18 protein-coding genes are annotated in these 23,781 nt (G+C 56.9%); 1 reads left to right on the top strand and 17 read right to left on the bottom strand.

Annotated features, from left to right (window positions below; translation table 11 throughout):
• Window positions 1-69 precede the first annotated feature (69 nt).
• The 17 genes from ACY8D3_RS12670 to ACY8D3_RS12750 all read right to left on the bottom strand — a co-directional run bounded on the left by ACY8D3_RS12670 (window position 70) and on the right by ACY8D3_RS12750 (window position 20,799).
• Window positions 70-3,654, bottom strand: coding sequence for a glycosyltransferase (locus ACY8D3_RS12670; protein WP_462379132.1), 3,585 nt, complete (start codon window positions 3,652-3,654; stop codon window positions 70-72).
• Complete coding sequence (locus ACY8D3_RS12675) at window positions 3,627-4,268, bottom strand: acyltransferase (protein ID WP_462379133.1); 642 nt, start codon at window positions 4,266-4,268, stop codon at window positions 3,627-3,629. The genes ACY8D3_RS12670 and ACY8D3_RS12675 overlap by 28 nt, the downstream gene beginning before the upstream one ends.
• Window positions 4,269-4,282: 14 nt before the next feature.
• Complete coding sequence (locus ACY8D3_RS12680; RefSeq protein WP_462379134.1) at window positions 4,283-5,005, bottom strand: class I SAM-dependent methyltransferase; 723 nt, start codon at window positions 5,003-5,005, stop codon at window positions 4,283-4,285.
• The gene (gene vioA / locus ACY8D3_RS12685) at window positions 5,005-6,126 is read right to left on the bottom strand and encodes a dTDP-4-amino-4,6-dideoxy-D-glucose aminotransferase VioA (RefSeq protein WP_462379135.1); all 1,122 of its coding nucleotides are present in this window, start codon (window positions 6,124-6,126) and stop codon (window positions 5,005-5,007) included. The genes ACY8D3_RS12680 and vioA overlap by 1 nt, the downstream gene beginning before the upstream one ends.
• Window positions 6,127-6,394: 268 nt before the next feature.
• Complete coding sequence (flgL, locus tag ACY8D3_RS12690) at window positions 6,395-7,693, bottom strand: flagellar hook-associated protein FlgL (RefSeq protein ID WP_462379136.1); 1,299 nt, start codon at window positions 7,691-7,693, stop codon at window positions 6,395-6,397.
• An 11-nt stretch (window positions 7,694-7,704) separates the two neighbouring features.
• Window positions 7,705-9,720, bottom strand: coding sequence for a flagellar hook-associated protein FlgK (flgK, locus tag ACY8D3_RS12695; protein ID WP_462379137.1), 2,016 nt, complete (start codon window positions 9,718-9,720; stop codon window positions 7,705-7,707).
• Window positions 9,721-9,730: 10 nt separating this feature from the next.
• Window positions 9,731-11,020 carry a flagellar assembly peptidoglycan hydrolase FlgJ gene (flgJ, locus tag ACY8D3_RS12700; protein ID WP_462379138.1) on the bottom strand — a complete coding sequence of 430 codons (1,290 nt, stop codon included), beginning with the start codon at window positions 11,018-11,020 and terminating at the stop codon, window positions 9,731-9,733.
• A gap of 21 nt (window positions 11,021-11,041) precedes the next feature.
• Window positions 11,042-12,133, bottom strand: coding sequence for a flagellar basal body P-ring protein FlgI (locus ACY8D3_RS12705; RefSeq protein ID WP_462384363.1), 1,092 nt, complete (start codon window positions 12,131-12,133; stop codon window positions 11,042-11,044).
• 97 nt (window positions 12,134-12,230) lie between these two features.
• Window positions 12,231-12,926: a flagellar basal body L-ring protein FlgH gene (gene flgH, locus ACY8D3_RS12710; protein ID WP_462379139.1), complete on the bottom strand. Its 696-nt coding sequence runs from the start codon at window positions 12,924-12,926 to the stop codon at window positions 12,231-12,233.
• 19 nt (window positions 12,927-12,945) lie between these two features.
• Entirely contained in the window at window positions 12,946-13,731 is a 786-nt protein-coding gene (gene flgG / locus ACY8D3_RS12715; RefSeq protein ID WP_462379140.1) for a flagellar basal-body rod protein FlgG, read from the bottom strand.
• A 48-nt stretch (window positions 13,732-13,779) separates the two neighbouring features.
• A complete protein-coding gene (flgF, locus tag ACY8D3_RS12720) occupies window positions 13,780-14,523 on the bottom strand; it encodes a flagellar basal-body rod protein FlgF (protein ID WP_462379141.1) in 744 nt (247 codons plus the stop codon).
• A 301-nt stretch (window positions 14,524-14,824) separates the two neighbouring features.
• Complete coding sequence (flgE, locus tag ACY8D3_RS12725; RefSeq protein WP_462379142.1) at window positions 14,825-16,153, bottom strand: flagellar hook protein FlgE; 1,329 nt, start codon at window positions 16,151-16,153, stop codon at window positions 14,825-14,827.
• A gap of 30 nt (window positions 16,154-16,183) precedes the next feature.
• A complete protein-coding gene (gene flgD, locus ACY8D3_RS12730; protein WP_462379143.1) occupies window positions 16,184-16,882 on the bottom strand; it encodes a flagellar hook assembly protein FlgD in 699 nt (232 codons plus the stop codon).
• A 15-nt stretch (window positions 16,883-16,897) separates the two neighbouring features.
• Window positions 16,898-17,341: a flagellar basal body rod protein FlgC gene (gene flgC, locus ACY8D3_RS12735; RefSeq protein WP_462379144.1), complete on the bottom strand. Its 444-nt coding sequence runs from the start codon at window positions 17,339-17,341 to the stop codon at window positions 16,898-16,900.
• Between the two features lie 2 nt (window positions 17,342-17,343).
• Window positions 17,344-17,763, bottom strand: a complete 420-nt coding sequence (gene flgB, locus ACY8D3_RS12740) for a flagellar basal body rod protein FlgB (RefSeq protein ID WP_462379145.1) — start codon at window positions 17,761-17,763, stop codon at window positions 17,344-17,346.
• 358 nt (window positions 17,764-18,121) lie between these two features.
• Window positions 18,122-19,612: a sodium/proline symporter PutP gene (putP, locus tag ACY8D3_RS12745; RefSeq protein ID WP_462379146.1), complete on the bottom strand. Its 1,491-nt coding sequence runs from the start codon at window positions 19,610-19,612 to the stop codon at window positions 18,122-18,124.
• Between the two features lie 401 nt (window positions 19,613-20,013).
• On the bottom strand, window positions 20,014-20,799 hold the full coding sequence (locus ACY8D3_RS12750) for a helix-turn-helix domain-containing protein (RefSeq protein ID WP_462379147.1): 786 nt from the start codon (window positions 20,797-20,799) through the stop codon (window positions 20,014-20,016).
• A 332-nt stretch (window positions 20,800-21,131) separates the two neighbouring features.
• Between ACY8D3_RS12750 and lon the strand changes: the two genes are divergently transcribed.
• Window positions 21,132-23,537: an endopeptidase La gene (lon, locus tag ACY8D3_RS12755; protein WP_462379148.1), complete on the top strand. Its 2,406-nt coding sequence runs from the start codon at window positions 21,132-21,134 to the stop codon at window positions 23,535-23,537.
• Window positions 23,538-23,781: the final 244 nt, after the last annotated feature.

Consider the following 23,781-nt stretch of genomic DNA (forward strand, 5'->3'; position numbering starts at 1 on the left):
GGGCGTGGTTTCGTTGGAAGACATGCAAATAGAGGGAGCCCACCATATTTGCGGTGGGCTGGAGCATGATCAGTTAGGCGTCCATGCACGTGCCCAATCCGCCACATGCGCACCATCAAGCATCCAGTCGCGACGCACGATCGCCTGAAGCTCATCACCGCGCCGAGCAGTGGCGTCCAGATCGGCCAGGTGCATACCTAAAGCGTCCATCCAGTCACGATAGCGATTTTTGACTCTGGTCACCGGAAGCGCCCCTCGGTAACAAAGCACGTCGCTACAGATCACGGGAAAGCCACAGGCACCGTACTCCAGCAGGCGCAGATTGCTTTTGCATTCATTGAATAGATTCTGTTCAAGCGGTGCTATGGCAAGGTCCAGATTCAACGACGCAAGCTTTGAAGGATATTCCTCTATCGCCACGCCTGGGTGGTACTCTACAAATGGCCTGAGCTTATCCGGACACATTCCGAGGAAGACCCACTCCACCTGGTCAGCCATGTCACGGACAACGTCCGCAAGAATTTCCAAGTCGCCCGTATGGCTAACTCCGCCCGCCCAACCGACACGCGGTTTGGCACTAACGCGCCGCGAGCTCTTTAGGTCGGCCCACCAGCTGACCGGAAGGCGATTCTCCACGACACGGATATCGCTATGCAGATCGCAAAATGCATCCGCAAGCCGTTCAGTAGAAACGATAAACCTATCAACGTAGGACAGCCCGCGGCGGAGGCTCCTGAAAATATCCTTCGGCATATGCTGACGGTGAATATTCTTAATTGGCAGGTTAGGAAGGTAGTCGTCCAGTTCGTAAACCTTAAATGCCGGCGAAAAAGCCTTCATGCGCCGCATCGCTTCCAATCGATCCTCGCCTATCTGGCGCTGCAACAAGATTACATCGGGTGAGTAGCGCTCAAGATCTGCAGGTTGCAGAAGGTCCAGCGACACCGCGCCGTCGACAAGACCGGCGTTTCGCATAGCTGCAAATGGCTGAATAGCTCGATAATGTCCACAACCATGCATGTCAGCGTGATGCACCAGCAGATTGGGTAATGGACGCCAAGACCTTAGTGGCTGCCAAGTAAATGCAGCGTCCGCGAGTTCAAAGCCGCCTACCTGGGTTAGCGAGAGGTTCGAATTGTAGGCAGGGTCACGGGCTAATAGCGGAAGCCATTTGGCGTACATCGCGTCTTGTTCAGCGATGAATCGCTTGCGCTTCTCTTCGTGCTTATCGGGATCGATTGCTTTCTGGCTAACATTGGCTTCATGGAGTACAACCGCGTGAGGGGTCCAGACGGTCAGATATCCCAATTCTCGGACCTTTAGGCATAGATCGACATCGTTGTAAGAAACCTCAAACAGATCTTCATCCATACCACCAACGGCCTCGTACACAGATTTCCTTATCATCATGCACGCTGCTGTTACCGCACTGTAATTCTGGTCTACTTGCAATCGCTGCATATAGCCTACAGCGTCCGAAGGCATACCATTAAACGGATGCTCGGCCGGCCCTCCTAAGCCGAGCACTACGCCAGCATGTTGAATGCGGCCGTCCGGGTACAGCAACCTCGCACCAACGACTCCAACTTCAGGCCGTAGGGCATGGTTAAGCATTTCATCCAGCCAATCACCCTGCACGATCGCCGTATCGTTGTTTAAGAGTACCAAGTACTCACCGCGAGCCTCGGTCACCGCATAGTTATTGATCGCAGAGAAGTTGAACGGATGCGGGTAGCGAAATACGCGGAGCTTCTCCGCTTCCAGATCAGACAGTCCCTGCAACCAGCGCAGCGCATCCGGAGTATCACTGTTGTTGTCAATGAGCAAAATTTCGTAATTTGGGTACCGTGTATGTTCAATCAGCGTTTCTATACAGCGCTGGACCATCGGCAACTGGTTTTTGGTCGGTATCAGTATCGAGACTAACGGCTGCTCTTGGTGTCCGTATCTGACCCGATACCGGCCGGGCAACGCTGACTCCACTTTAACAGCAGTGTAACCCCTAGAAACCAAGTGATTCTGAATGCGAGCTCGATGAGCTAAATCGTCGCGCATCACCGGCGCACCATTTATGCAGACCGGCTCAGTCAGATGACCTAGGCCCGCCATTCCGCCATCTTCAACCAAACGCAGAATCAAGTCGAGTTCAGGCGCCGCTGCCCATTTTTGGTCGAATCCGCCAAGCTCGACAAAAACCCGCCGACGAAAGAACCAACTCCGGGTAATAGATACCGGGAGGCTTAGCAATAGGTCCAGGTTGAAGTCCGGCTTCAGAGCGATGCCCAATTCGCCGGCCTCGGTTCGATAAATCTCGTCTGCATATAGCGCACGGCAGTCCGGATCACCAATGAGCTCGAGAGCCAACATCGTTAGGCCACACTCGGTAAATCCGACACCTGCGTCGGCAACCATTAGCCAGTCGGAATCAACGCTCGCTGCTAGCTCGTTAACCGAGGACAGCATCTGGGAGCTAGAAACCTGCTTCCAAACAATACGACTGTCCAGAACATCGTGCGTGACATCACTACGTGTAGACAACACAATAACCCGTAGGCGGCTCAGGAACGATAGATGGCCTTGCAGACTCGAAAGCGATGCGCTGATATCCCTTGGATCTTTACCGCTGTCACGTAGCACAACCAAGATGGATGCGCCACCACCCTCGGCGCGCAAGCGCTCACGAATAAGATCTCTCTGATGCGAAGTCAGCGCACGGTCTGAAAGCCATTCAAAGACACGTCCGGTAGCGACTTCAGGGACAGGTCGTTCAACAAAATGACTAAGCAAATCGTACTCGCGTAGCCCGTCCTTTTTATCCAACGCCGTATACAAGATTTTGCCTTCGTCGCCTCGACTGCTTCCCCAAGCAAGCTTTCCAATGAGCTCCTTGAATCGCTCGTGCCAACGAATCCCTATCTCTCGATTATCCCGGGCTTTCTGACTGTACTGCTCTCGCGATATACGGAAGTAAGAAAGTGGCCGTACCAAAAGACCAAGATTTCCTTTGCGAAGAAGCTTCGCGTATATAGCGAGATCGCCAACCCATTGGATTTGCTCACCATCCAGAGAGAATATTCCATCTTCGAACGATATAAGGTCAGCCCTTCGGCACAGAACAGAGCTTGGCTCACCCACGAAATTGATGATGTACCGCCGCCAAAAAGCGACTACGCTTTCGCCATCGAGAACAACATCTCCTTCGAAAGGAAATCGCGTAGCAGCGTGATCTGGAATAAACTCACCCTTTCCATCGATCAAGCGCCGACGGGAAGACACAAGCGAAAGGCTTGGAGTCCCCTCTAATAAATCGACCAACAGACGAACACAGTCAGGAACTAAAACATCGTCGTCATATAAAAACTTTATATATTCACCGCGCGCCTCTGACACGCACCGGGTAACATTACCAATCTCCCCCAGTGCGGTGCCATTTCGAAAGTAGCGCACCGGCCAAGGGCTATTTTCCGCAATATTATCAACCAGCATAGATATGCGATCATCCGGACTATCATCGCAAATGACAACCTCAATGTTATGATAGTTTTGCTTTAACGCGCTTTTGAGCGCTGCCTCAAGGTAGGTAGCCTTGTAAGCCGGAATCACGATACTAACCAAGCCGGGCGCGTTCATTTTAATTTTCCTGATTCGAACCATTGGCAGTCTTTTGGCTCAGGTATATAAGGCCCGTAGATATCTGGCGTGAGTGATTCGAACGGGCATTGCTGCATCAGCATTGTTTCATTAGCCAGGATCAGTTCCGAAGGGCGACTTTTGATACGTCGAGCCGGTGCCCCGACATAGATGCCCCACGCGTCCAGCCGTTTACTAACGACAGAGCCCGCGCCGACTGCACAACCGCCTGCAACGGTGACTCCCGGAAGTATGACGGCATTCGCGCCGACAATGGCATGACGGCCTATATGTACGAAAGCCCGGTGCACTTTCCGGAAACGATCAGGGACAGTAGGGTTAGTTAGTCCACCGCCAAGAAAGTCTTCGCTTCCGGACGTAATCCTCACTCCAGAGGACAATCCGCAAAAGTCCTCGAGTATTACTACCCCACCGCCGGTGATAGATGTGAAAGAAGCAATATGAACATGACTACCTATAAACAGTGGCGCCGTTGCATAGATAAACACGAAATCGTCAATAATTACGTTATCGCAAATATATATGTGCTCTCGGCCAAATATTTTGGCGCCTTCGTATATTCGAACATTATTTCCGACACTACGAAATCCACCCATATCGCCTGAAGCATTTTTCACGACCAGACTCCCCGTCATTTACTTCCAACATAGAGCACGGAAGACTCGCTGATACCATATTTTTTAAAGACATCCATGCCGAATCGATTGCTATCGAAACACTCTACAGTGAAGCCACCGACACGTAATCGTTCTAAAAATCCGGGCCGAGAATACATTCGAACGTGATCATCCTGGCCAAACCGGGCCCAACGCTCCTCAGGACTCTGCTCAGTGGGATCCTCATCAATTTGCAATGCAGTTTTGAGTATCGGAACCATCAAGATTGCGCGACCGCCCGTAGCGAGAACGCGATAAAGTTCGGAGATAGCTTTTGCATCATCCGGCACGTGCTCAAGTACGTGTGAGCACACAATGAAATCGAATGCCGAATCGCCATAGATCTCCATATGGGTAATATCCACAGCGTCATCCGCTAAGTGAGATGACAAATCGGCCGATCTGTATTCAGCGTTCGGCAAGCTACGCAATACTTTGGACAAATTTGCCGCGGGAGCGATATCAAGAATGCGCATCTGCCTGTCATGAGGCCTTGGAAGAAAGGCATTGACATACAAGGCGTACAGTCGTTCTCTATCAGAGGACCCGCAACATGGGCAGGTATACTGACCTACATTCAGTGTCTCAAAGTCCTCCAACGAATAGAAGACATTAAGTCTGTGAAATATCTCGAAGTAGCTATTCGGGAGCGGGAGAAAGTTCGGGAACTTGGATACGCAGACTGGGCACTCGCGCATTATCTTAAACCTTGCCTGGCTGATTCTTTGATAACTGCTACGACTGCCTTATGTGCTTCATCATCCATGTCATCGTATATCGGCAAACACAGCACTTGGCGGGAAATAGCGCTCGCGTTTGGTAACTTCGTCTCACGGGCGGAGTCCAAACCTCGATACATCGGAAATTCGGATATGAGCGGATAAAAGTAACGACGCACCAAAATATTTTTCTCTCTAAAGCGACTATAGAGCTCGTCGCGAGAAATTCCAAACTCGTCCCGGACCAAAATAGCGAAATAAGAGTAATTATGGCCGTCTTCGTTAGGTGATATTATGTCCAGCCCCGGTACATCCGAAAGTGCAGACTGATACAACTCGGCGATACGCGCACGCCTCGCGATCGCACTCTCAATATGTTTCAACTGCAGAAGGCCAAACGCGGCGTTTATCTCACTCATTTTCCCATTTATGCCCGGCGCAACAACTGTCACCTCATCTGCGAAACCAAAGTTCTTGAGATAATCGATTCTTTTCTTAATTCTCTCGTCTGGACAAATTATCGCACCACCTTCAAACGTATTGAACACCTTCGTTGCATGAAAGCTTAGTACAGACAAGTCGCCAAAGTTAAGGATGCTGGATCCATTTTGACGAACACCGAATGCATGTGCGGCATCATATATAACTTTTAGGCCATATACGTCAGCCAAACGCTGGATGCTTATCACATCACACGGGCGGCCATAGCAGTGGACAGGCAAGATTGCAGTAGTAGCAGGCGTGATTGCCTCTTCAATACGATCTGGATCCAAATTACAGGTATTCGGGTCAATATCAACGAAGACCGGCCTTAAGCCATTCCACATTAGCGAGTGTGCCGTCGCTACAAACGAATATGGCGTCGTGATTACCTCACCGGTGATTCTGAGAGCTTGCATAGCCGTAACTAATGCCAGCGTTCCGTTTGCGAAAAGGCTTAGATGCCGGACGCCTAGATATCGCGCTAGCTCTTCTTCCAACTGCTCGTGATAAGGCCCCCCATTAGTGAGACGTTTACTCTTCCAGATCTCGGTCAGATATGGCACGTACTCTTCCAAGGGCGGGAGAAGCGGACTTGTTACTGGTATAGGCCTGGACATATAGGTCGTCCTTCGGGTTCATTTTCCGACGGCGCGAAACGCATATACGCCGGTCGCCTTTGTATTCGATTCGCGGCTGTGCGCCTGCTGAACGACGCAGCAAGCCTAACCCAAGACACCGGACAGTAGGTCTTCCACGCCCTGACCAATGGATGAGGCCATGAGGAACCACTAGGAGCTGCCATATTCCTAGCGAGCCAGATCATAGTTGCAGCGGCGCTATAAGCTACGGCGGCTTCCTCATCGCTAAGCGCAGAAAATCATTAGGCTACAGATAATTAAACAAACTCAATCCTGAAATTTTTACATAGCTCTGCTGTGTCGCCTGCAGCAAGGTGCTTTGCATGGCTAGTCTTGACAGAGCTTCAGCATAGTCCAAGTCTTCAAGGTCGGACTGAACTGACTTGTTGACTAAGCTGACGTCCCCAATAAACGTCTCGGTTGATTCGATGGTATTCAGACGCGCACCGATGCTTCCGCGCACCCCATCCACTCGGGTATAGGCTGTATCCAGACTCGTGAGTGCAATGGCGGCCTTATCGCGCATTGCGAAGACGCCTTCCGTAGTGCCGTCCCCGGTTTCGAGTGCCTTACGGAAATCGGAGACAACGTTGAGCATGCTGCGTTTTTCGTTCTCGGTATCGCGAGTGATTGAGAACTCATCACCGGCTGCAGGCTCACCATTAAACTGGACTTTAACCCCTCCGAAGGAGACGAACTCGTTCGTGCTCCCATTTTCATCGAAGGTCCCGCTTGCCAACTGACCTGCCGGAGGGGTCGCAGGATCATAGGATGCCCAATCGGCTGGCGTCGGTGCGTTGGCTAAATCGTAGACAACGTAGCGCTTTTCATCCAGGAATCGAATACCTATCCCATCAGTAGCAACGGGAGGGGTACTGGATGGGAAGGTTGCGTCGTAGGACAGCTTCTCCTCTACAAGTCCGAGCGAAATGCGACCCGTACCCGTGTTGCTGGAGGCGGCCCCAGTCGTCACCCGATTAGCGTTTGGAAGGTCCTCAAACAATGACTTTCCGCTATCGCTGATAGGCACAAAGGTGCTGCTGGCGATTTGCACCCGACGCTGGCCTTCGTCGCCTTGATAGGAGTACGTTCCATTCGGGTTGCGAATGTAGGGTTGCGTATCCCCCATGTTGCCGGAGAACAGGTACTTACCGTTCGCATCCTTACTGTTGAGCAGGTTCATCAGCTCATCCTCGCGCTGGGCCACTTCCTTGGCAAGGGACGCCCGGTCCGTGGGGTCAAGCGCACCGTTCCCCGCCTGAACAGCGATTTCTCGTACGCGGGAAAGGACGTTTTCTACGGAGGTAAGAATCGACTCTTCGGACGCCAGGCTATTCTTCGCCGCGGTCATGCCCGTCTTGTACTGTCCATTGAGCGCCTCTTCCTGGCTGATCTGCAGCAGACGTACAGACGCAACAGGGTCGTCTGCTGGCGTCAGTATCTTTTTGCCTTTGCTGATTTCTTCCTGAGTCCGCGCTGAATTCGAATAGTTGTTCTGAAGCCCTGATACGCCGTTATTGAAGGCCTGAACCGTGGAAATTCGCATGATTTAGATCCTCAACGGAACGCGCTGATCAGGGTATCGAACAGGGATCGCGCAACTTGGATAACCTGAGCTGACGCGCCGTAGTACTGCTGGAATTGGATGAGCTTTGCCGCTTCTTCATCAAGGTTCACTGCTGCAAGGGAGTCGCGGTTATCTTGAGTCTGCTTGAGCACGGCCTCGCTTGCCGATGAATTCACCCGAACTTGCGCCGTTAGCGAGCCCACCCGCTCTACCAAGCCACCATACGCCTGATTATAGGTAGCGCCTGTTGTGCCATAACCGCCGATGGTGGACTTGGTCTGTAGCGCAACCAATGCTTGTACGTTGCGGTTGTCGGACACTCCGCCAACGTTAAAGCCGACATTGAAGGAATCCCCAGTTTGGGGTATCCCGCTTACGTTGAACTCGAACGTATAAGCGCTTGGCCCACTTCCTACACTTAGCCGCAGCGTATTAGCTTGTCCTTCAACAAGCCCACTAGTGGACGGCGACACATAGGCCAGCGTCGCGCCTGGCGGAACGCCAAATGTCTTGGTCGCTGCGTCATACGTCAGCGTTTGTCCGCTACTTGTGAACAGGCCCTTGAGCGTGTCAGCCGATATTGGGGCAGGCCCCGAAACCTGAGCAGGCTGGGTGATAACGCCAGTCCCACGGTTGTTTGTGGTCGACGTCGCCTTAGCCGCGGCGGCAAACGCCAACTGACTGGCATCAAGCGACGTATTGTCGATCTGGCCCGCGCCGCGACGGCTGGGCTGTAACGTAAACACGTCGCCCGTTGCGGGGGTTGCAGAGAGTTTGACCGTAAAGCCCTGGTCGCCCCCAGCGGTATCAGCAAAACGCAGGACGGTCGGGTCCAACGGATCCGGCGTTACGATGATCTCAGCGTTGTCGCCGGTGCGGCGAGCGGTATAGCTCGTGCCGTCGAATGCCAGGCGATAGTCACTGCTGGTCAGCTTGCTTGTATCCGTGATGCTTAGCGAGCCGCTGACCGTGCTGGTATTACCGGTACGCCCCAGTACGCGCATGGCCGCGGCCTGCGTGTCATTGATGTCCTTGAACAGCGGCTTGCCTGCAAGGCCTGAGAGGTCCAGGCCCTGCCCCAGCTGCTTGTTCACCGTATCGGAAACGGTGATCGCGAGCTGGCCAAGCGTGTTGTACGACTGGTCAAGCGCCGTGTCGCGATAGGCCAGCAAGCCGCCTACTTCACCGCCGGAAACCTGAGGCGTGATGTTCTGCGAGCTGCCACCGCTGTTGAGCATGATCTGATAGCGCGATGGATCATCGCTGCCTGCCACAGCGGACAGTTGCGAGACAGACGTGCCCACCACCAACGGCTGGCCGGAGCCGGTGAACAAGTTCACCTGCCCAGCATCCTGGTTGACCACCTGCACGCCAATCATTCCGGAAAGCTGCTTGATCGCCTGGTCGCGCTGGTCGATCAGGTCGTTAGGATCAGCACCCGCCGACTTCGTACGCGCAATGGCGTCGTTCAAGCTGCCTACAGACGTGGCAAGTGAGTTGATCTGCCCGGTGAGCGCACCGAGTTGCTGATTGATAAGGGTGTTCTGCTTGTCGAGCTGGTCGTACAACGTGTTGAACGACTGCGCCAAACCGTCGGCCTGGGCAAGCACGGCTTCGCGCGCCGGGATCGAGGACGGATCCTGGCTCGCCGTCTGCAGCGTGGCGAAAAACTTCTGCATCGCCGGCGTGATCCCGGTATTGGGATCGGACAGCAGCCCATCCAACTGGGAAATCTGGCTCTTGAATGCCTGCAATTCCGCATTCTGGCTGTTGGCGGTACGCAGCTGGCTGGTCAGGAAGTCACTGGCGAGCCGGCGCACGTCCACGGTCTGGCTGCCGGACCCGATATAGCCGGCGCCGCTGAACTGGGCGATGTTCGTCTGCTGCACGGCTTCCTGGCGTGAATAGCCGGCCGTGTTGACGTTGGCGATGTTGTGACCGGTAACGGTCAGCGACGTCTGAGTGGTTCGCAGACCGGACAGGCCAATGGAAAGCAAGTCAGCCATGGTTCAGCCCTTAGAGTCGCTGGGTCCGATTGTCGGCCGAGGCCAACATCTGGATCGATTGATAGGTATCCATGTTGCGCGCGATCTGGTTGACCTTGCGCGCGTACTGCGGGTCCGTTGCGTAACCAGCCCGCTGCAACTCCTTCATGAATTGCTCGGAGTTGCCGCCGCTGTTCAGCGCCTTGGAATACCGGCCGTTGTTCTGCAGGAAATCCACGTAGTCGTGGAAGCTGTCCGCGTAGGAATCGTACGCGCGGAAACTCGCCTTCTCCGTCACGGGTCGGCCGTTGACGAATTCCTGCGTGTTAGCGGTAGCGTTATTGCCACCCCACCCGTGGGACTTGATGCCGAACAGGTTATTGGCACTCGCGCCGTCGGACGTCTTGACCATGTGCTTGCCCCAGCCCGTTTCGAGCGCGGCCTGCGCAACGAGATAACGCGCGTCGACGCCGATACGCTTCGCCGCGGCTTCGGCCATCGGCAGCATGGTCTCGACGAATTCCTTTCGGCTGCTGAAACGGGTCTTGGCCGCCGTCGTCGTGACCTCTTCGCTGCGGCTGGCAACGCCATCGGCAGCGGCCGTGTCGGTCAGGAAAATGCGTTGCGGTGCGGATGCCTGGTAGCTTGCAGACTCGGGAGTGGCCAATGGATCGCGATCCGCCATCTTGCTCCACTGCGTACGGATCTGTTCAGCAATCGTGCGGCTTTCCAGAACCGACGTTTCACCGGATTCCGGGACAATACGCGCGGCGATGCGCTCGCTGATGTTGCCAGGCAAGGCCAAGCGACGCTGGTTCATGCGCAACGAATCGTCTCGGCCTTCGTTAGCCGCCGTCGGTACCGCACGGGCAGACAAATCCGCCCGCGGGGCTCCCACCTTTGCGGTCTGTACAGGGGCCGCGGCAGCAGCGACCGGGGGCGCTTCACTGACCTGCGCAAATGGGTTCTTGCGACCGGTCTGGTCGGCAGACTTGGTCATTTGGCGCTCGAGCACATCCGCAAGGCCAATGCCGCCGTTCTCGCGAGAGAGCGAGACGGACATCTGCTGGTCATACATGTCCTGGTATTGCTTGACCGCACCACTGGAGAATGGGCTGTCTTCGTCCGCGAGCGCCTGGTTGGCCTCACGCATGGACTTCATCATCTGGTTCAGGAACAGCGACTCGAATTCCTGGGCAACCTTCTTCACGTTTTCCGGGCTGTCCTTATCCTTCCCTTTCATTTGGGAAAGACGGTTCAGATCGGTGAAGACACCCGAATCGGGTTTAGCGCTGTAAGAACCGCCCAGACGTGAGTCCATGCCGGTCTCTCCCTTCGTTTCTTAAATGACGATCAAGTCGGCCTGCAGTGCGCCTGCCTGTTTCAATGCTTCGAGAATGGCCATCAGGTCACTTGGGGCTGCGCCCACTTGATTGACGGCTCGGACAATTTCATCAAGAGTCGTGCCAGGTCCGAACTTGAACATCGGTTTCATTTCCTGATCCGCCTTGACCTTGGAATTGGGCACAACTGCCGTCTGGCCGCCGGAAAGCGGGTTCGGCTGGCTGACGATCGGGTCCTCGCTGATGCTCACGGTCAGGCTGCCGTGGGTCACTGCAGCAGGCGAAACCTTGACGTTCTGGCCGATCACGATCGTGCCGGTACGCGAGTTGATGATGACCTTGGCAATCGCCTGCCCGACGTCTACATCAAGGTTTTCAAGGATCGAGATGTAGTCCACGCGCTGGCTTGGATCGAGCGGTGCCGTGACACGGACGGAGCCGCCGTCTACTGCCGAAGCCACGCCTGGACCAAGCAATTCGTTGATCTTGTCGACGATGTGCTTGGCGGTTGTGAAGTCTGAACGGTTCAGGTTGAGTGTCAGGGTATTGCCCTGGTCGAACCCACTCGGAACCGGGCGCTCAACCGTTGCACCACCCGGAATACGGCCTGCCGACGGAACATTGACGGTAATCTTCGAACCATCACGGCCTTCAGCGTCAAAACCACCGACAACTAGGTTGCCCTGGGCGACCGCATAAATGTTGCCGTCGATACCTTTCAACGGCGTCATCAGCAGGCTGCCACCCCGCAGGCTCTTCGCGTTACCGATCGAGGAGATGGTCACGTCAATGGTTTGGCCTGGCTTCGCGAACGCTGGCAGGTCGGCATGGATCGCGACCGCCGCTACGTTCTTGAGCTGGATGTTCGTGCCCTGGGGTACGCGAATACCGAATTGCGCCATCATGTTGTTGAAGGTCTGCACGGTGAACGGCGTCTGGGTGGTCTGGTCACCGCTGCCACTAAGCCCGACGACGAGGCCGTAACCAATCAACTGGTTGGAGCGTACGCCCTGGATGCTGGCGATGTCCTTGAGCCGCTCGGCATGAACCGAAGGACTCAGGATCACAGTCACCAGCAGCAGGATAAGCATCAGCCAATCCGTAGACAGACGACGGCCGCGGTAGCCGCGACGGCTGGTCGCGAATTGCTGGCGGCAGGAAACGGTAGTTGCACGCATGGCAAGCGCCTCAGAACGGGAACAGCGGACTGGTAAAGAACTGGCTCAGCCAACCCGGCTGGCTGGTATCGGCAAAAGCGCCGGTACCCGAATACGTGATGCGCGCGTCTGCCACTCGTGTGGAGTTCACGGTGTTGTCGGTGGAAATGTCATCTGCACGTACAAGCCCGGTGATCCGCATCAGCTCGTTGCCGGTATTAAGCGTCAGCCACTTCTCGCCGCGGATCGCCAGGACACCGTTGGGGAGAACGTCAGCGACCGTAACAGTCAGCGAGCCGGTCAGGCTGTTGCCTTGCGCAGCCTTCGATGCCCCGTTGTTGCTACGCGAGCCGCCGAACTCGGCGCCCAGGTCTACAGCGTTTCCAGTCAACGGGTTCGTGCCACTAACTGCGCCACCGAAGAGCGACGTCAATCCGATATTGGCGTTACTGGACTTCGACAGGTCAGAGCTGGCGTTCTTGCTCGCCTGGGTACGCTCCTGCAGCGTGATGGTGATGATGTCACCCACGCGATATGCCTTGCGGTCGGTGTACAGGTTCTGGTCGAACCCCGACTGGAAGATCGCACCGTTTGCCTGCGCTGCCGGCAACGGCGTGCGCGGCAGGACCGGTGCGTAGTAGGGGTCGTTCGGCTTCGGAGCCGGTGCCATGCATCCTGCGAGTACGACCGCTCCGAGCGTAGGGACGAGAGCAAAAAGGCGGTTCATGGAGCGCTACCTCGCAGGGTTACACGTTCTGGTTCAGGAAGCCGAGCATCTGGTCGGCGGTGGAAATCACCTTGGAATTCATTTCGTACGCACGTTGGGTGGTGATCATGTTCACCAGTTCTTCCACGGTGCTGACGTTCGAGTTCTCCAGGGTGTTCTGCAGTACGGTGCCTAAACCGTTAAGGCCCGGCGTGCCCGTGTTGGGCGCACCGCTGGCGCCGGTCTCGACGAACAGGTTCTGGCCGACGGCCTGAAGGCCGGCCGGATTGATGAAGTTGGCCGTCTGAATGTTGCCGATAATCTGCGGCTGCGGGTTGCCGGCAGTCACGACCGAGACCGTACCGTCCTCGCCAACCGTGAATGTACGAGTCTCGGCGGGCACCACGATTGCGGGCTCCAACGGGAAGCCGTTCGCAGTGACGACTTGGCCGTCGGAATTCAAGTGGAACGTGCCGTCGCGGGTATAGGACAGGCTGCCGTCGGGCATCACGATCTGAAAGAAGCCATCGCCATTGATGGCCATGTCGAGCGGCTGCCCGGTCGTCTGCAGGCTGCCTTCGGTGAACTGCTTCTGCGTACCGACAATGCGCACACCGGTACCGAGCTGCAGGCCTGAGGGAAGCTGGCTGTCCTGAGTGCTTTGAGCGCCGGGTTGACGGTGAACCTGGTACAGCAGGTCCTGAAATTCGGCGCGATCACGCTTGAAGCCTGTGGTCGAGACGTTAGCCAGGTTGTTGGAAATGGTGGTCAGGTTGGTGTCTTGAGCCGAGAGACCGGTCTTCGCAACCCAGAGTGCCTGCATCATGGTGGAATTCTCCTCGGGCGCCGGATTCGTGACGCCTTACTTAGTCAATCAGCTGAATTGCAAAACCTTGGCCATCGCGGCCGAACCGTCTTCCGCCGTCTTCATCATCTTCACTTGAAGCTCGAACTGGCGAGACAGCGCGATGATGGACGTCATCTCCTGCGCGGCGTTGACGTTGCTGGACTCGGTAAACCCCGACACCAGCCGAACGTTGGCATCCTCGGGAGGCGGCGGTGTGCCGTCCTTCATGTGAATGAGGCCGTCTTTGCCCTTTTCCATCTGCTTTTCATCCGGGTTCACCAGGCGGATACGGTCCACCTGGGCCAGCACGGAGGCGCTCTGCCCTTCGGCGCGAATGCTGATGGTGCCGTCCTGACCAATCTCGATCTTGCTGGCCGGCGGAATGGCAATGGGGCCGCCGTTGCCGAGCACAGGGAAGCCGCTTGCTGTACGCAGCATGCCGAGCGCATCGACCTGCAGGCTGCCAGTGCGCACATACGCCTCGCCGCCAGTGGGATCCTGCACGGCCATCCAGCCCTTGCCTTCAATGGCCACATCGAGATCCCGACCGGTCTGCTGCAGCGCGCCAGGCGTGAAGTCCGTAGCAGGACGTTCGCTCATCGAATACACGCGAGAAGGGTTGGTCTCACCGAATACCTGCATCGAGCGGGCCTGCTCGAAGTCCCGGCGGAAACCGGTGGTGGAGACGTTCGCCAGGTTGTTGGCGTGGGCCGTCAGCGCCTTCTGGTTTTGACTCGCGCCGGACATGGCGACGAAAAGCATCTTGTCCATGGATAACCTCGAAGTGACGGGCTTTTGCCGTCGTGGCATCGTTTCAAAGGTTATCTAGCAAGCGGCGTGCCAGCGAATTTTTACTCGCTAAGTCATTGAAAATAAAAAGAAAGCCTCGAAAGAGGCTTTAAGGAGGGAATGAAACGGCAGAAAACTGCCGCTTCGAGGAAGCGAGGGCCGCGCCTTATATAAGCTCAGCCGTGGAGCAAGAATAAAATCCAGCAGGATCCGCCTGCTCTGAGTCGAGCGAGTAAAACCGCGCTCGATCAAGAGAACAGGCGGGTTACACCTGCCCTACTGTTTAACGCAAGTTGATGATGGTCTGAGTGACTGCGTTTTCAGTCTCGATCGTCTTCGCGTTGGCCTGGTAGTTACGCTGCGCGACGATGAGATCCACGAGTTCCGTGGAGATATCCACGTTCGACGACTCCAACGCTCCCGCTTGCAAGGCACCCAGTGTTCCCGCGCGTGGCGTACCAATGACCGGCTGACCCGACTCTGCGGATTCGACCCAGGACGTCTTGCCGATCGGCGTCAGCCCCTGCACGTTGGTGAAGTTGGCGAGGATGACCTGGCCCTGTACCTTCGACTGACCATTCGTATAGCGGGCGAAGATCTGGCCGGTGTCACTGATTTCGAGGCCGGACATCATCCCGGTCGTGTAGCCGTCCTGATTCACCGCATTCACTGCGAAGGCGCTGTTGTATTGGGTCGAGCCACGCAGGTCGAGGCCGATGGATGGCGACGCCGCGGCTCCATTCGCTACAAAGGTCGGCGGCGTCTTGCCATCGGACTGCATGGGTGTCCAGCCAGAAAGCGTGAAGGTGCCATCGCCGGTGGCGGTCAGGCCAGCCGGGCCAGAACCCGCCGCATTGGGGATCAACAGGCCTTTGTCGGTGAAGGTCAGCGGCACACTCAATGGGTCCGACCCAGTCGCAGTATTGGTGCTTGCCCCGTTGAGCGGGTTACGGCCATCAACCAACACATGCATCGTCCACTGGTTGGCATCAGACTTGACGAAGTACTGGCTCATCACATGTGAGTTGCCTTCGGCGTCGTAGATGTTAACCGACGTCGACGAGTTGTAAGTCGTCGGATCGCTCGGATTGAACGGTGTATTCAGTGGCGATGTATTGGTGGAGTTCAGGTTCAACGTCTGAGCGATGTTCGTTGTCGCCTTGGGCGCCTGGTTGCCACTCTCCAGCCGCAGGTCACCCCGCACGCCTTCCTGCAGCAAACCGTCAGCGTTCACCGGATAACCCTGCAGCTTGTAGCCGTTGTTATCGACGATGAAGCCTTCCTTGTCGGTGCCGAAGTAACCGGCGCGGGTGTACTGGATCGCGCCGTTGTTGCTCGTCACGAAGAAACCGTTGCCGTTGATACCCATATCCAGAGCGTTCTGGGTGTAGTCGATCGTGCCCTGGTTGAACAGCTGACCGACGTTGCCCAGCAGCACGCCGCTGCCGGTCTGGTTACGGCCCGAGCCGAGCATGGACGCCGCGTACAGGTCCTGGAACTCTGCGCGAGACTGCTTGAAGCCGACGGTGCTGGCGTTGGCGATGTTGTTGCCGGTGATGTTGAGGTCTTGAGATGCAGCCCGAATGCCGCTGAGACCGATATTGAAAGCCATGATGAACTCCTATGCCGGTGACAGCCGGCGTTACTGACCGACTACCTGAACTTTCGAAAGCGCGATGCTGCCCATCCCCGTGAGGTTCAGAAGCATCTCGCCGCCGTTTTGACCCAAGGTCACACTTTCCACATTGGCCGGGAGGCTCGTGGCGAATGCCTTGTTCTCCCCACCCACATTTGCCTGCGCTTCGAAGGTATAGGCCCCCGAAGGCACCTTCTCGCCATTGGAGTCCGTGCCGTCCCACTTGAAGGAAACCAGGCCGGATGACTGCTGCCCGAGATTGATGCGGTTCACCTGCTGCCCCGACCCGTTGTAGACGTTCACCCACACGTTATCGCTGGACTGCGTGAGGTTGATCCCGCCCTTGAACGGTTCGGTTTCCGCTTTTGCCGTATCAACGACCGCGCGATTGGTATCGAGGATCACAGTCCGGCCTACCAGAGACGACGCCTGCAGTGCCTGCGCCGATTGCGCACCGGAGACAATCGAATTCACCGTCGTATTGAGGTTGCTGATCCCTTCGACCGTACTGAACTGAGCGAGCTGAGCGATGAACTCGCCGTTGCCCTGGGGCTCGAGCGGGTTCTGATTGTTCATCTGGGCAACCAGCAACTTGAGGAACTGGTCCTTGCCCAAGTCCTTGGTTTTCGTCGTCTCGGACTCGGGCTTCTTGATCGCATATTGATCAAGGACCGAGCTGGCGGTGTTTGTAGCGTCAATGGTCATGGCGGCGAATTATCCTTACTGACCCAGCGTCAGCACTTTCTGCATCATCTGCTTGGCCGTATTCATGATCTCGGCATTGGTTTGGAACGACCGGCTCGCGGCGATCATGTCGGCCATCTCCTCCACCACGTTGACGTTCGGGTAGTAGACATACCCCTCTTCGTTCGCCATGGGATGGTTGGGCTCGTAGCGGGCCTGAAGCTCGCTCTGGTCCTCGACGATACCGGTCACCTGAACGCCGACGCCGGCCTGCCCCTGATCATTGAACAAGCTCTGGCTTCCGCCACCCTGCGTGTTTTGCATCATGGTCTGGAACACGGCGTGACGCGCCCGGTAGGTCTGGTCCACGCTGGAGGAGACCGATTCGGCGTTGGCAATGTTACTGGCGACCGTGTTGAGGCGAGTGTTCTGGGCGCTCATCCCGGTGCCGGCGATGTTGAACAGGCTACTGAGAGACATCGTCATTCTCCTCGGATGGCCGTGATCAGGCCCTTGAACTTGCTATTGAGTAGCGTGAAGCTCGTCTGGAACTGCAGTGCGTTCTCGGCGTAGTTCGCCTGCTCGACCTGCGCATCGACCGTGTTCTGGTCAAGAGCGGGGTTGGTCGGGATGCGGAAACGCAGCGCAGGGTCCGCAATATTCATCTCGGCCCCGTCCATGGCGATGTGCCTGGCATTGGTGGTAGAGGCGGCAAAGTGGCCGGAACGACCCGACGCCTTGTCGGCCTCCTGAGCAAGCACGGCCTTGAAGTCGAGATCGCGCGCCTTGTAGTGCGGCGTGTCGGCATTGGCGAGGTTGTTGCCGAGTACCTCGGCGCGCTGCGCGCGGAAGTGCAGTGCCTTTTCATGAATGCCGAGTGCGCTATCGAAGCTGATAGTCATGGCGTCAGACCTTTGACTGAACGGGTGGACACCATGGACAGAGCAACGAGCGTGCCAATCCTGGAAACCCATGCTGATCAAGGGTTTAACGTATTAACGACTTTCTGACGGCAAGGCATTACCGCGAATTTGAAACAGAGCGGCAATCCCGTTCCGCCGCAATCCACGCAACACCTCCTGCTCTGCGGGGGATCAGCTTGGGAATGAGGATTGATTCAGGCGGGCACATTGCGTGCCGGCTCGGTTAGGAGCAGATCACTGGACCACGCGCATCGCCGCTACAGCGGTACTCCGGGCACTAGCCCAACGAAAAAGGCCCGCCTGTTTCGAGGCGGGCCTTCATGGAGCGATCTAGCGCTTAGATGTTCGCTTCCTGATATTCCTTCTCGGCTGCATCGAAACGTGCACGTGTCGATGCAGACGCCGGTGCGCCTACCTTGCTGAACAGCACGATGGCAATGCTCGCGAGAATGAAGCCAGGGATGATTTCATACAGGCCAAGCCCGATGAAATTCTTCCAGACGATCACCGTGACGGCGCCTACGACCATACCAGCCAGCGCACCGTTACGAGTCATGTCCTTCCACAGCAGCGAGAAGAGCACAACCGGACCGAACGCCGCGCCAAAGCCTGCCCAGGCGTACGAGACGAGCCCCAGAACCTTGCTTTCCGGGTTCGACGCGATGGCGATCGCAACCAGGGCAATCAGCAGCACCATCAGGCGACCTATCCAGACTAGCTCCTTCTGGGAGGCACCCTTACGCAGGAAGGCCTTGTAGAAATCCTCGGTCAGCGCGCTGGAGCAGACCAGAAGCTGGCAGCTAAGCGTGCTCATGACAGCTGCGAGAACACCGGAAAGGATGATGCCTGCGATCCATGGGTTGAACAGCAACTGGGTCAGCTCCAGAAAGACCCGCTCGCCATTTTCGCGCACCGGACCTGCAACGCCCGGGTTATCGGCAAAGTAGGCAATGCCGAAGAAGCCGGCAGCTACCGCGCCCCCCAGGCACAGGATCATCCAGGTCATGCCGATACGACGTGCAGCCGGGATGGTACGCACAGAGTCGGCCGCCATGAAGCGCACCAGAATATGCGGCTGACCAAAGTAGCCAAGGCCCCACGCCAGTAGCGAAATGATCGCGATGAAGGACAGCCCGTCGAACATGTCGAATGCCGCCGGCACGTTTGTCTGGATCGTGGTGAGTGCCGCGTCGTAGTCACCAATCGAGAGGATGACGAAGACCGGAGTGATCAGCAGCGCGAAAATCATCATGGTCGCCTGGACCGTGTCGGTCCAGCTGACAGCCAGAAAGCCACCGATGAAGACGTAGACGATCGTGGCAAGTGCGCCGACCCATAAGGCGGTGCCGTAGCTCATCTGGAAGGTGCTTTCAAAGAGACGTGCACCGGCCACGACGCCCGAAGCGCAATAGATGGTGAAAAACACCAGGATGACGAGCGCCGAGAAAATGCGCAGCAGGCGGCTGGTATCTTCAAAACGATGGGTGAAGTAGTCAGGAAGCGTCAACGCGTTGTGATTGTGCTCAGTATGCACACGCAGGCGGCCCGCTACGAACAGCCAGTTCAACCAGGCGCCGGCGATCAATCCGATGGCGATCCAGCTCTCGGACAGCCCTGCCGCAAAAATGGCACCCGGCAAGCCCATAAGCAGCCAGCCGCTCATGTCAGAAGCGCCCGCCGACAAGGCCGTCACGTAGCTACCCAAGCTACGGCCGCCAAGAATGTAATCGTCGAAGTTTTTAGTGGCGCGATAGGCGGCGAAGCCAATCAACAGCATCGCTGCGATGTAGATCACAAACGTGACCAGTGTTGGATTGCTCCAGTTCATGGATGACCCTTCCCTTCTTGTTATGAGCTCGGCAAGGCATCGCCGGCCTGATAAATACGGACGCAAAGCCCGAATGTGGCTGTTGCAAGGGCTGGGCACCCTGGCACCACGTTGAATGAAGCGCCGGACTGTAGTGGCAGTTCGCAGCCTCTTTCTTACAAAACCCTATGGAGTTTTTTCTGAAAACTATGCCCGACATCCACGCAGCGCAACCAGCGCGCGCCACGCATCGCGCCAAGGTTGCACCTTTTCGATGTCGCGATCAATACACGGTATCACCCGATCATCGGTAGCTATCATCATGGGTTGCAAGAGGTGCAATCGAACGGATAACCGACCGGTTGAGCTTTCAATAGGCTCTGAATGACGGAGCCGTCATGCAGCTTTCATTCCGCACACGGCTACATGATCGGCTCTGCCGCTACAACGTGCGGCGGGCAAGGGCCACGCATGCGTTTGGGCGTCAGTCCCATGTACCGGCGCATCGCGGTCGTAAGTGCACTCTGGCTGGAGAACCCGCATTCTTCTGCTATTCGCACGAGCGGTAGTGGGCTCTCGCGCAGCATCCTCGACGCTCGGTCCAGACGAAGCTTGAGAAGGTATTGGTGGGGTGTAAGCCCGACGCTGTCCTTGAACTGTGCATGGAAATGGCTCGGGCTCAGGCATACCACCTGCGCCATTTCAGCCACGCTAATACGCCGTGCAAGGTTTCCCTTGATATGCATATCAAGCCGCTCGAGGTCCAGCGCGGCCTGCCGCTGAGGGGCCGGTTGGCCAAAGAGCCGCACATGAATTGCACGCAGCAATACACCCCCGAGCGCTTGGGACAGCAGAGGATCGCTGCCAAAACGAGCCAGTTCGGCGCCTGCATAGCCCAGCAGATTGTGGAAATCAGCATCCAGGTTCGGATATCGCGGTACGTCGAATAGACGTTCCAGTGACGCCAGATCGCTTTGCCCGTGGCCCTCTTCATCGATATCCACGATGAGCATCTGGTTGTCTCCGACACCGGCGAACGCATGCTCCGCATTGCCCGGTACCAGGCAAGCCCGCATGCGGCACACCTCGCCCCCGTGTCCATTCACGTCGAACTCGGCGCGCCCCGCGAGGGAGAGCACCAGTTGATGATAGGGGTGAGCATGTTCGTGGCGTTGCGCGTCAAGGCGCATGAGGCGGGCGTTGAGCATGAGGCGGGAGGGAAAATATTTCGCGCACTCTACTCCACGGCACACTGTTTTTACAGCCTGATACGACGCAACGCGTGCGCCTGAGCGTGGTATCGCTCATGCCCAATATGGCCACCTATCTTCGAGCAGCTGCAACCAATCGACGCTTCCTGCGTTGCAGGATTTGTCAGGTCAACACCAGCGTCCTCGCCCCGCTGTAGCCGCCTGACGCCCTTTCGGCGAAGCATTTGGACGCGACGAAACCCGAAAGAGCCCCTAGGGTGAAAAGGCCGCCATTGAAATCATCACGCGGACGACGCATCTAAGTAGCAACCATGTCGAAAGGTGCCTCCATGAGCGATCAGGACATCAACCCCGAATTCGTTGAAGACGTCATTACCCAGCCCAGCACCGGGCTGGCATTGCCGGGCCAATCCTGGCCGGACAAGCTGTATGTGATCCCGATCCAGAACCGGCCCTTTTTTCCAGCGCAGGTGCTGCCTGTAATCGTGAACGAAGAACCGTGGGCCGAGACCCTGGAGCTGGTGGCCAAGACCGATCACCACTCCCTCGCCCTGTTCTTCATGGAGAACCCACCCGAGGATCCTCGCCATCTCGACATCGATGCGATGCCCGAGCACGGGACGTTGGTGCGCGTGCACCATGCAACCCGGGAAAACGGCAAGCTTCAGTTCGTGGCGCAGGGGCTTTCCCGGGTGCGCATTCGTGGCTGGCTCAAACGGCATCGGCCGCCCTACCTGGTGGAGGTCGACTATCCGAAGCACAACTCCGACGCCAGCGATGAGGTGAAGGCCTACGGCATGGCCCTGATCAACGCGATCAAGGAATTGCTGCCGCTAAACCCACTTTACAGCGAGGAACTCAAGAATTACCTCAACCGGTTCAGCCCTAACGACCCCTCGCCGCTGTCCGACTTCGCCGCTGCGCTGACCAATACGCCCGGCGCCCAGTTGCAGGAAATCCTCGATACCGTTCCGATCCTGCAGCGCATGCAGAAGGTCCTCCCGCTGTTGCGTAAGGAAGTGGAAGTCGCTCGCCTGCAGAAAGAGTTGTCCGCTGAGGTCAATCGGAAAATCGGCGAGCGCCAACGTGAGTTCTTCCTGAAGGAGCAGCTCAAGATCATCCAGCAAGAGCTCGGCATCACCAAGGATGACCGAAGCGCCGACGCCGATGAATTCCGCAGTCGGCTCGAAGGCAAACAGTTGCCGCAGCAGGTCGAGAAGCGCATCGAAGAAGAACTCAACAAGCTCTCCATTCTTGAAACCGGGTCGCCCGAGTATGCGGTGACGCGCAATTACCTGGACTGGGCGACAGCCATGCCATGGGGCGTCTACGGCGAGGACAAGCTCGACCTGAACCATGCGCGCAAGGTGCTGGATTCCCACCACGCCGGGCTTGATGACATCAAGGACCGCATCATTGAATTCCTGGCTGTCGGGGCCTATAAGGGCTCAATCGACGGCTCCATCGTCTTGCTGGTAGGCCCGCCCGGCGTGGGCAAGACGAGCATCGGCAAGTCAGTGGCCGAATCACTGGGACGCCCGTTCTTCCGCTTCAGCGTAGGCGGAATGCGAGACGAAGCCGAGATCAAGGGGCATCGTCGTACGTACATTGGCGCACAGCCTGGCAAGTTGGTGCAGGCACTGCGTGAAGTGGAAGTCATGAACCCGGTGATCATGCTCGACGAGATCGACAAGCTGGGCCAGAGCTATCAGGGCGACCCGGCGTCGGCATTGCTCGAAACGCTCGACCCGGAACAGAACGTCAACTTCCTCGACCATTACCTGGACATGCGCCTTGACCTGTCCAAGGTACTCTTCGTCTGTACCGCCAATACCCTGTACTCGATTCCGGGACCTCTGCTCGACCGTATGGAAATCATCCGCCTCTCCGGGTACATCACCGAAGAGAAGATGGCGATCGCCAAGAAGCACCTATGGCCTCGCCAGCTTGAGAAAGCCGGGGTTCCGAAACGCGTGTTGTCAATTTCGGATAGCGCGCTCAAGGCGCTGATCGAAGGCTATGCGCGCGAAGCGGGTGTGCGGCAGCTGGACAAACAGCTTGGCAAGCTGGTCCGCAAATCGGTCGTACGGCTGCTGGAGAATCCTGAGGACACCAAGCCGATGAAGATCGGTACGCGAGACCTCGAGGATCATCTGGGCATGCCCTTCTGGCGCCCCGAACAGATTCTTTCCGGCATCGGCATCATCACCGGTCTTGCCTGGACGAGCATGGGCGGTGCGATCCTTCCGATCGAGGCCACGCGTATCCACACGTTGAACCGCGGTTTCAAGCTGACCGGCAAGCTCGGCGATGTCATGAGGGAGTCGGCTGAGATTGCGTATGGCTACATCGCCTCGCACCTCAAGCAATTCAAGGGTGACCCGAAGTTCTTCGATCAGGCGTTCGTACACCTGCACGTACCGGAAGGTGCCACACCGAAGGACGGCCCGAGCGCTGGCATTACCATGGCGAGCGCCCTGCTCTCCCTGGCACGCAATCAGGTGCCGAAGAAGAACATTGCCATGACCGGCGAACTCACCCTCACCGGTCAGGTGCTCGCCATCGGCGGCGTTCGGGAAAAAGTCATCGCGGCGCGGCGTCAGAAGATCTACGAGTTGATCATGCCGGACGCCAACCGCGGCGATTTCGAAGAGCTACCTGATTACCTCAAGGAAGGCTTGACGGTTCACTTCGCAAAACGCTTCACGGACGTGGCCAAGGTGGTGTTCGGTTAAACACTCCAGACGCTCACCTGTAGGCGTAGTTGCGTCAATCACGTGCATTCGCGGTTCCGGCGGAAGCCCTTCGGGATTCCGCCCTACTGTTCAGTGCTGCACATGGATCCACACCGTAGGGTGGATTAGCCGTAGGCGTAATCCACCGTTTACCTCGGAAAACGTCGCGACTATGAGAGATGCATAGGTGCGTCCGTCACACGAATCCGCGGTTCGGCCGAAGCCCTTCGGGATTCCGCCCTAC

Source organism: Pseudomonas sp. Marseille-QA0892, from assembly GCF_054950135.1.

Bases quoted from the DNA above. Each gene is read 5' to 3' on its own strand.
- flgE (WP_462379142.1), bottom strand. From the start codon at position 16,153: ATGGCTTTCAATATCGGTCTCAGCGGCATTCGGGCTGCATCTCAAGAC.
- ACY8D3_RS12670 (WP_462379132.1), bottom strand. From the start codon at position 3,654: ATGGTTCGAATCAGGAAAATTAAAATGAACGCGCCCGGCTTGGTTAGT.
- ACY8D3_RS12680 (WP_462379134.1), bottom strand. From the start codon at position 5,005: ATGCGCGAGTGCCCAGTCTGCGTATCCAAGTTCCCGAACTTTCTCCCG.
- flgG (WP_462379140.1), bottom strand. From the start codon at position 13,731: ATGATGCAGGCACTCTGGGTTGCGAAGACCGGTCTCTCGGCTCAAGAC.
- flgB (WP_462379145.1), bottom strand. From the start codon at position 17,763: ATGACTATCAGCTTCGATAGCGCACTCGGCATTCATGAAAAGGCACTG.
- flgJ (WP_462379138.1), bottom strand. From the start codon at position 11,020: ATGGACTCACGTCTGGGCGGTTCTTACAGCGCTAAACCCGATTCGGGT.
- flgC (WP_462379144.1), bottom strand. From the start codon at position 17,341: ATGTCTCTCAGTAGCCTGTTCAACATCGCCGGCACCGGGATGAGCGCC.
- flgK (WP_462379137.1), bottom strand. From the start codon at position 9,720: ATGGCTGACTTGCTTTCCATTGGCCTGTCCGGTCTGCGAACCACTCAG.
- vioA (WP_462379135.1), bottom strand. From the start codon at position 6,126: ATGTCCAGGCCTATACCAGTAACAAGTCCGCTTCTCCCGCCCTTGGAA.
- flgD (WP_462379143.1), bottom strand. From the start codon at position 16,882: ATGACCATTGACGCTACAAACACCGCCAGCTCGGTCCTTGATCAATAT.
- ACY8D3_RS12750 (WP_462379147.1), bottom strand. From the start codon at position 20,799: ATGCTCAACGCCCGCCTCATGCGCCTTGACGCGCAACGCCACGAACAT.
- flgF (WP_462379141.1), bottom strand. From the start codon at position 14,523: ATGGACAAGATGCTTTTCGTCGCCATGTCCGGCGCGAGTCAAAACCAG.
- ACY8D3_RS12705 (WP_462384363.1), bottom strand. From the start codon at position 12,133: ATGCTTATCCTGCTGCTGGTGACTGTGATCCTGAGTCCTTCGGTTCAT.
- flgL (WP_462379136.1), bottom strand. From the start codon at position 7,693: ATGCGAATTTCCACGGTTCAGGCCTTCAATAACGGCGTATCAGGGCTT.
- lon (WP_462379148.1), top strand. From the start codon at position 21,132: ATGAGCGATCAGGACATCAACCCCGAATTCGTTGAAGACGTCATTACC.
- putP (WP_462379146.1), bottom strand. From the start codon at position 19,612: ATGAACTGGAGCAATCCAACACTGGTCACGTTTGTGATCTACATCGCA.
- flgH (WP_462379139.1), bottom strand. From the start codon at position 12,926: ATGAACCGCCTTTTTGCTCTCGTCCCTACGCTCGGAGCGGTCGTACTC.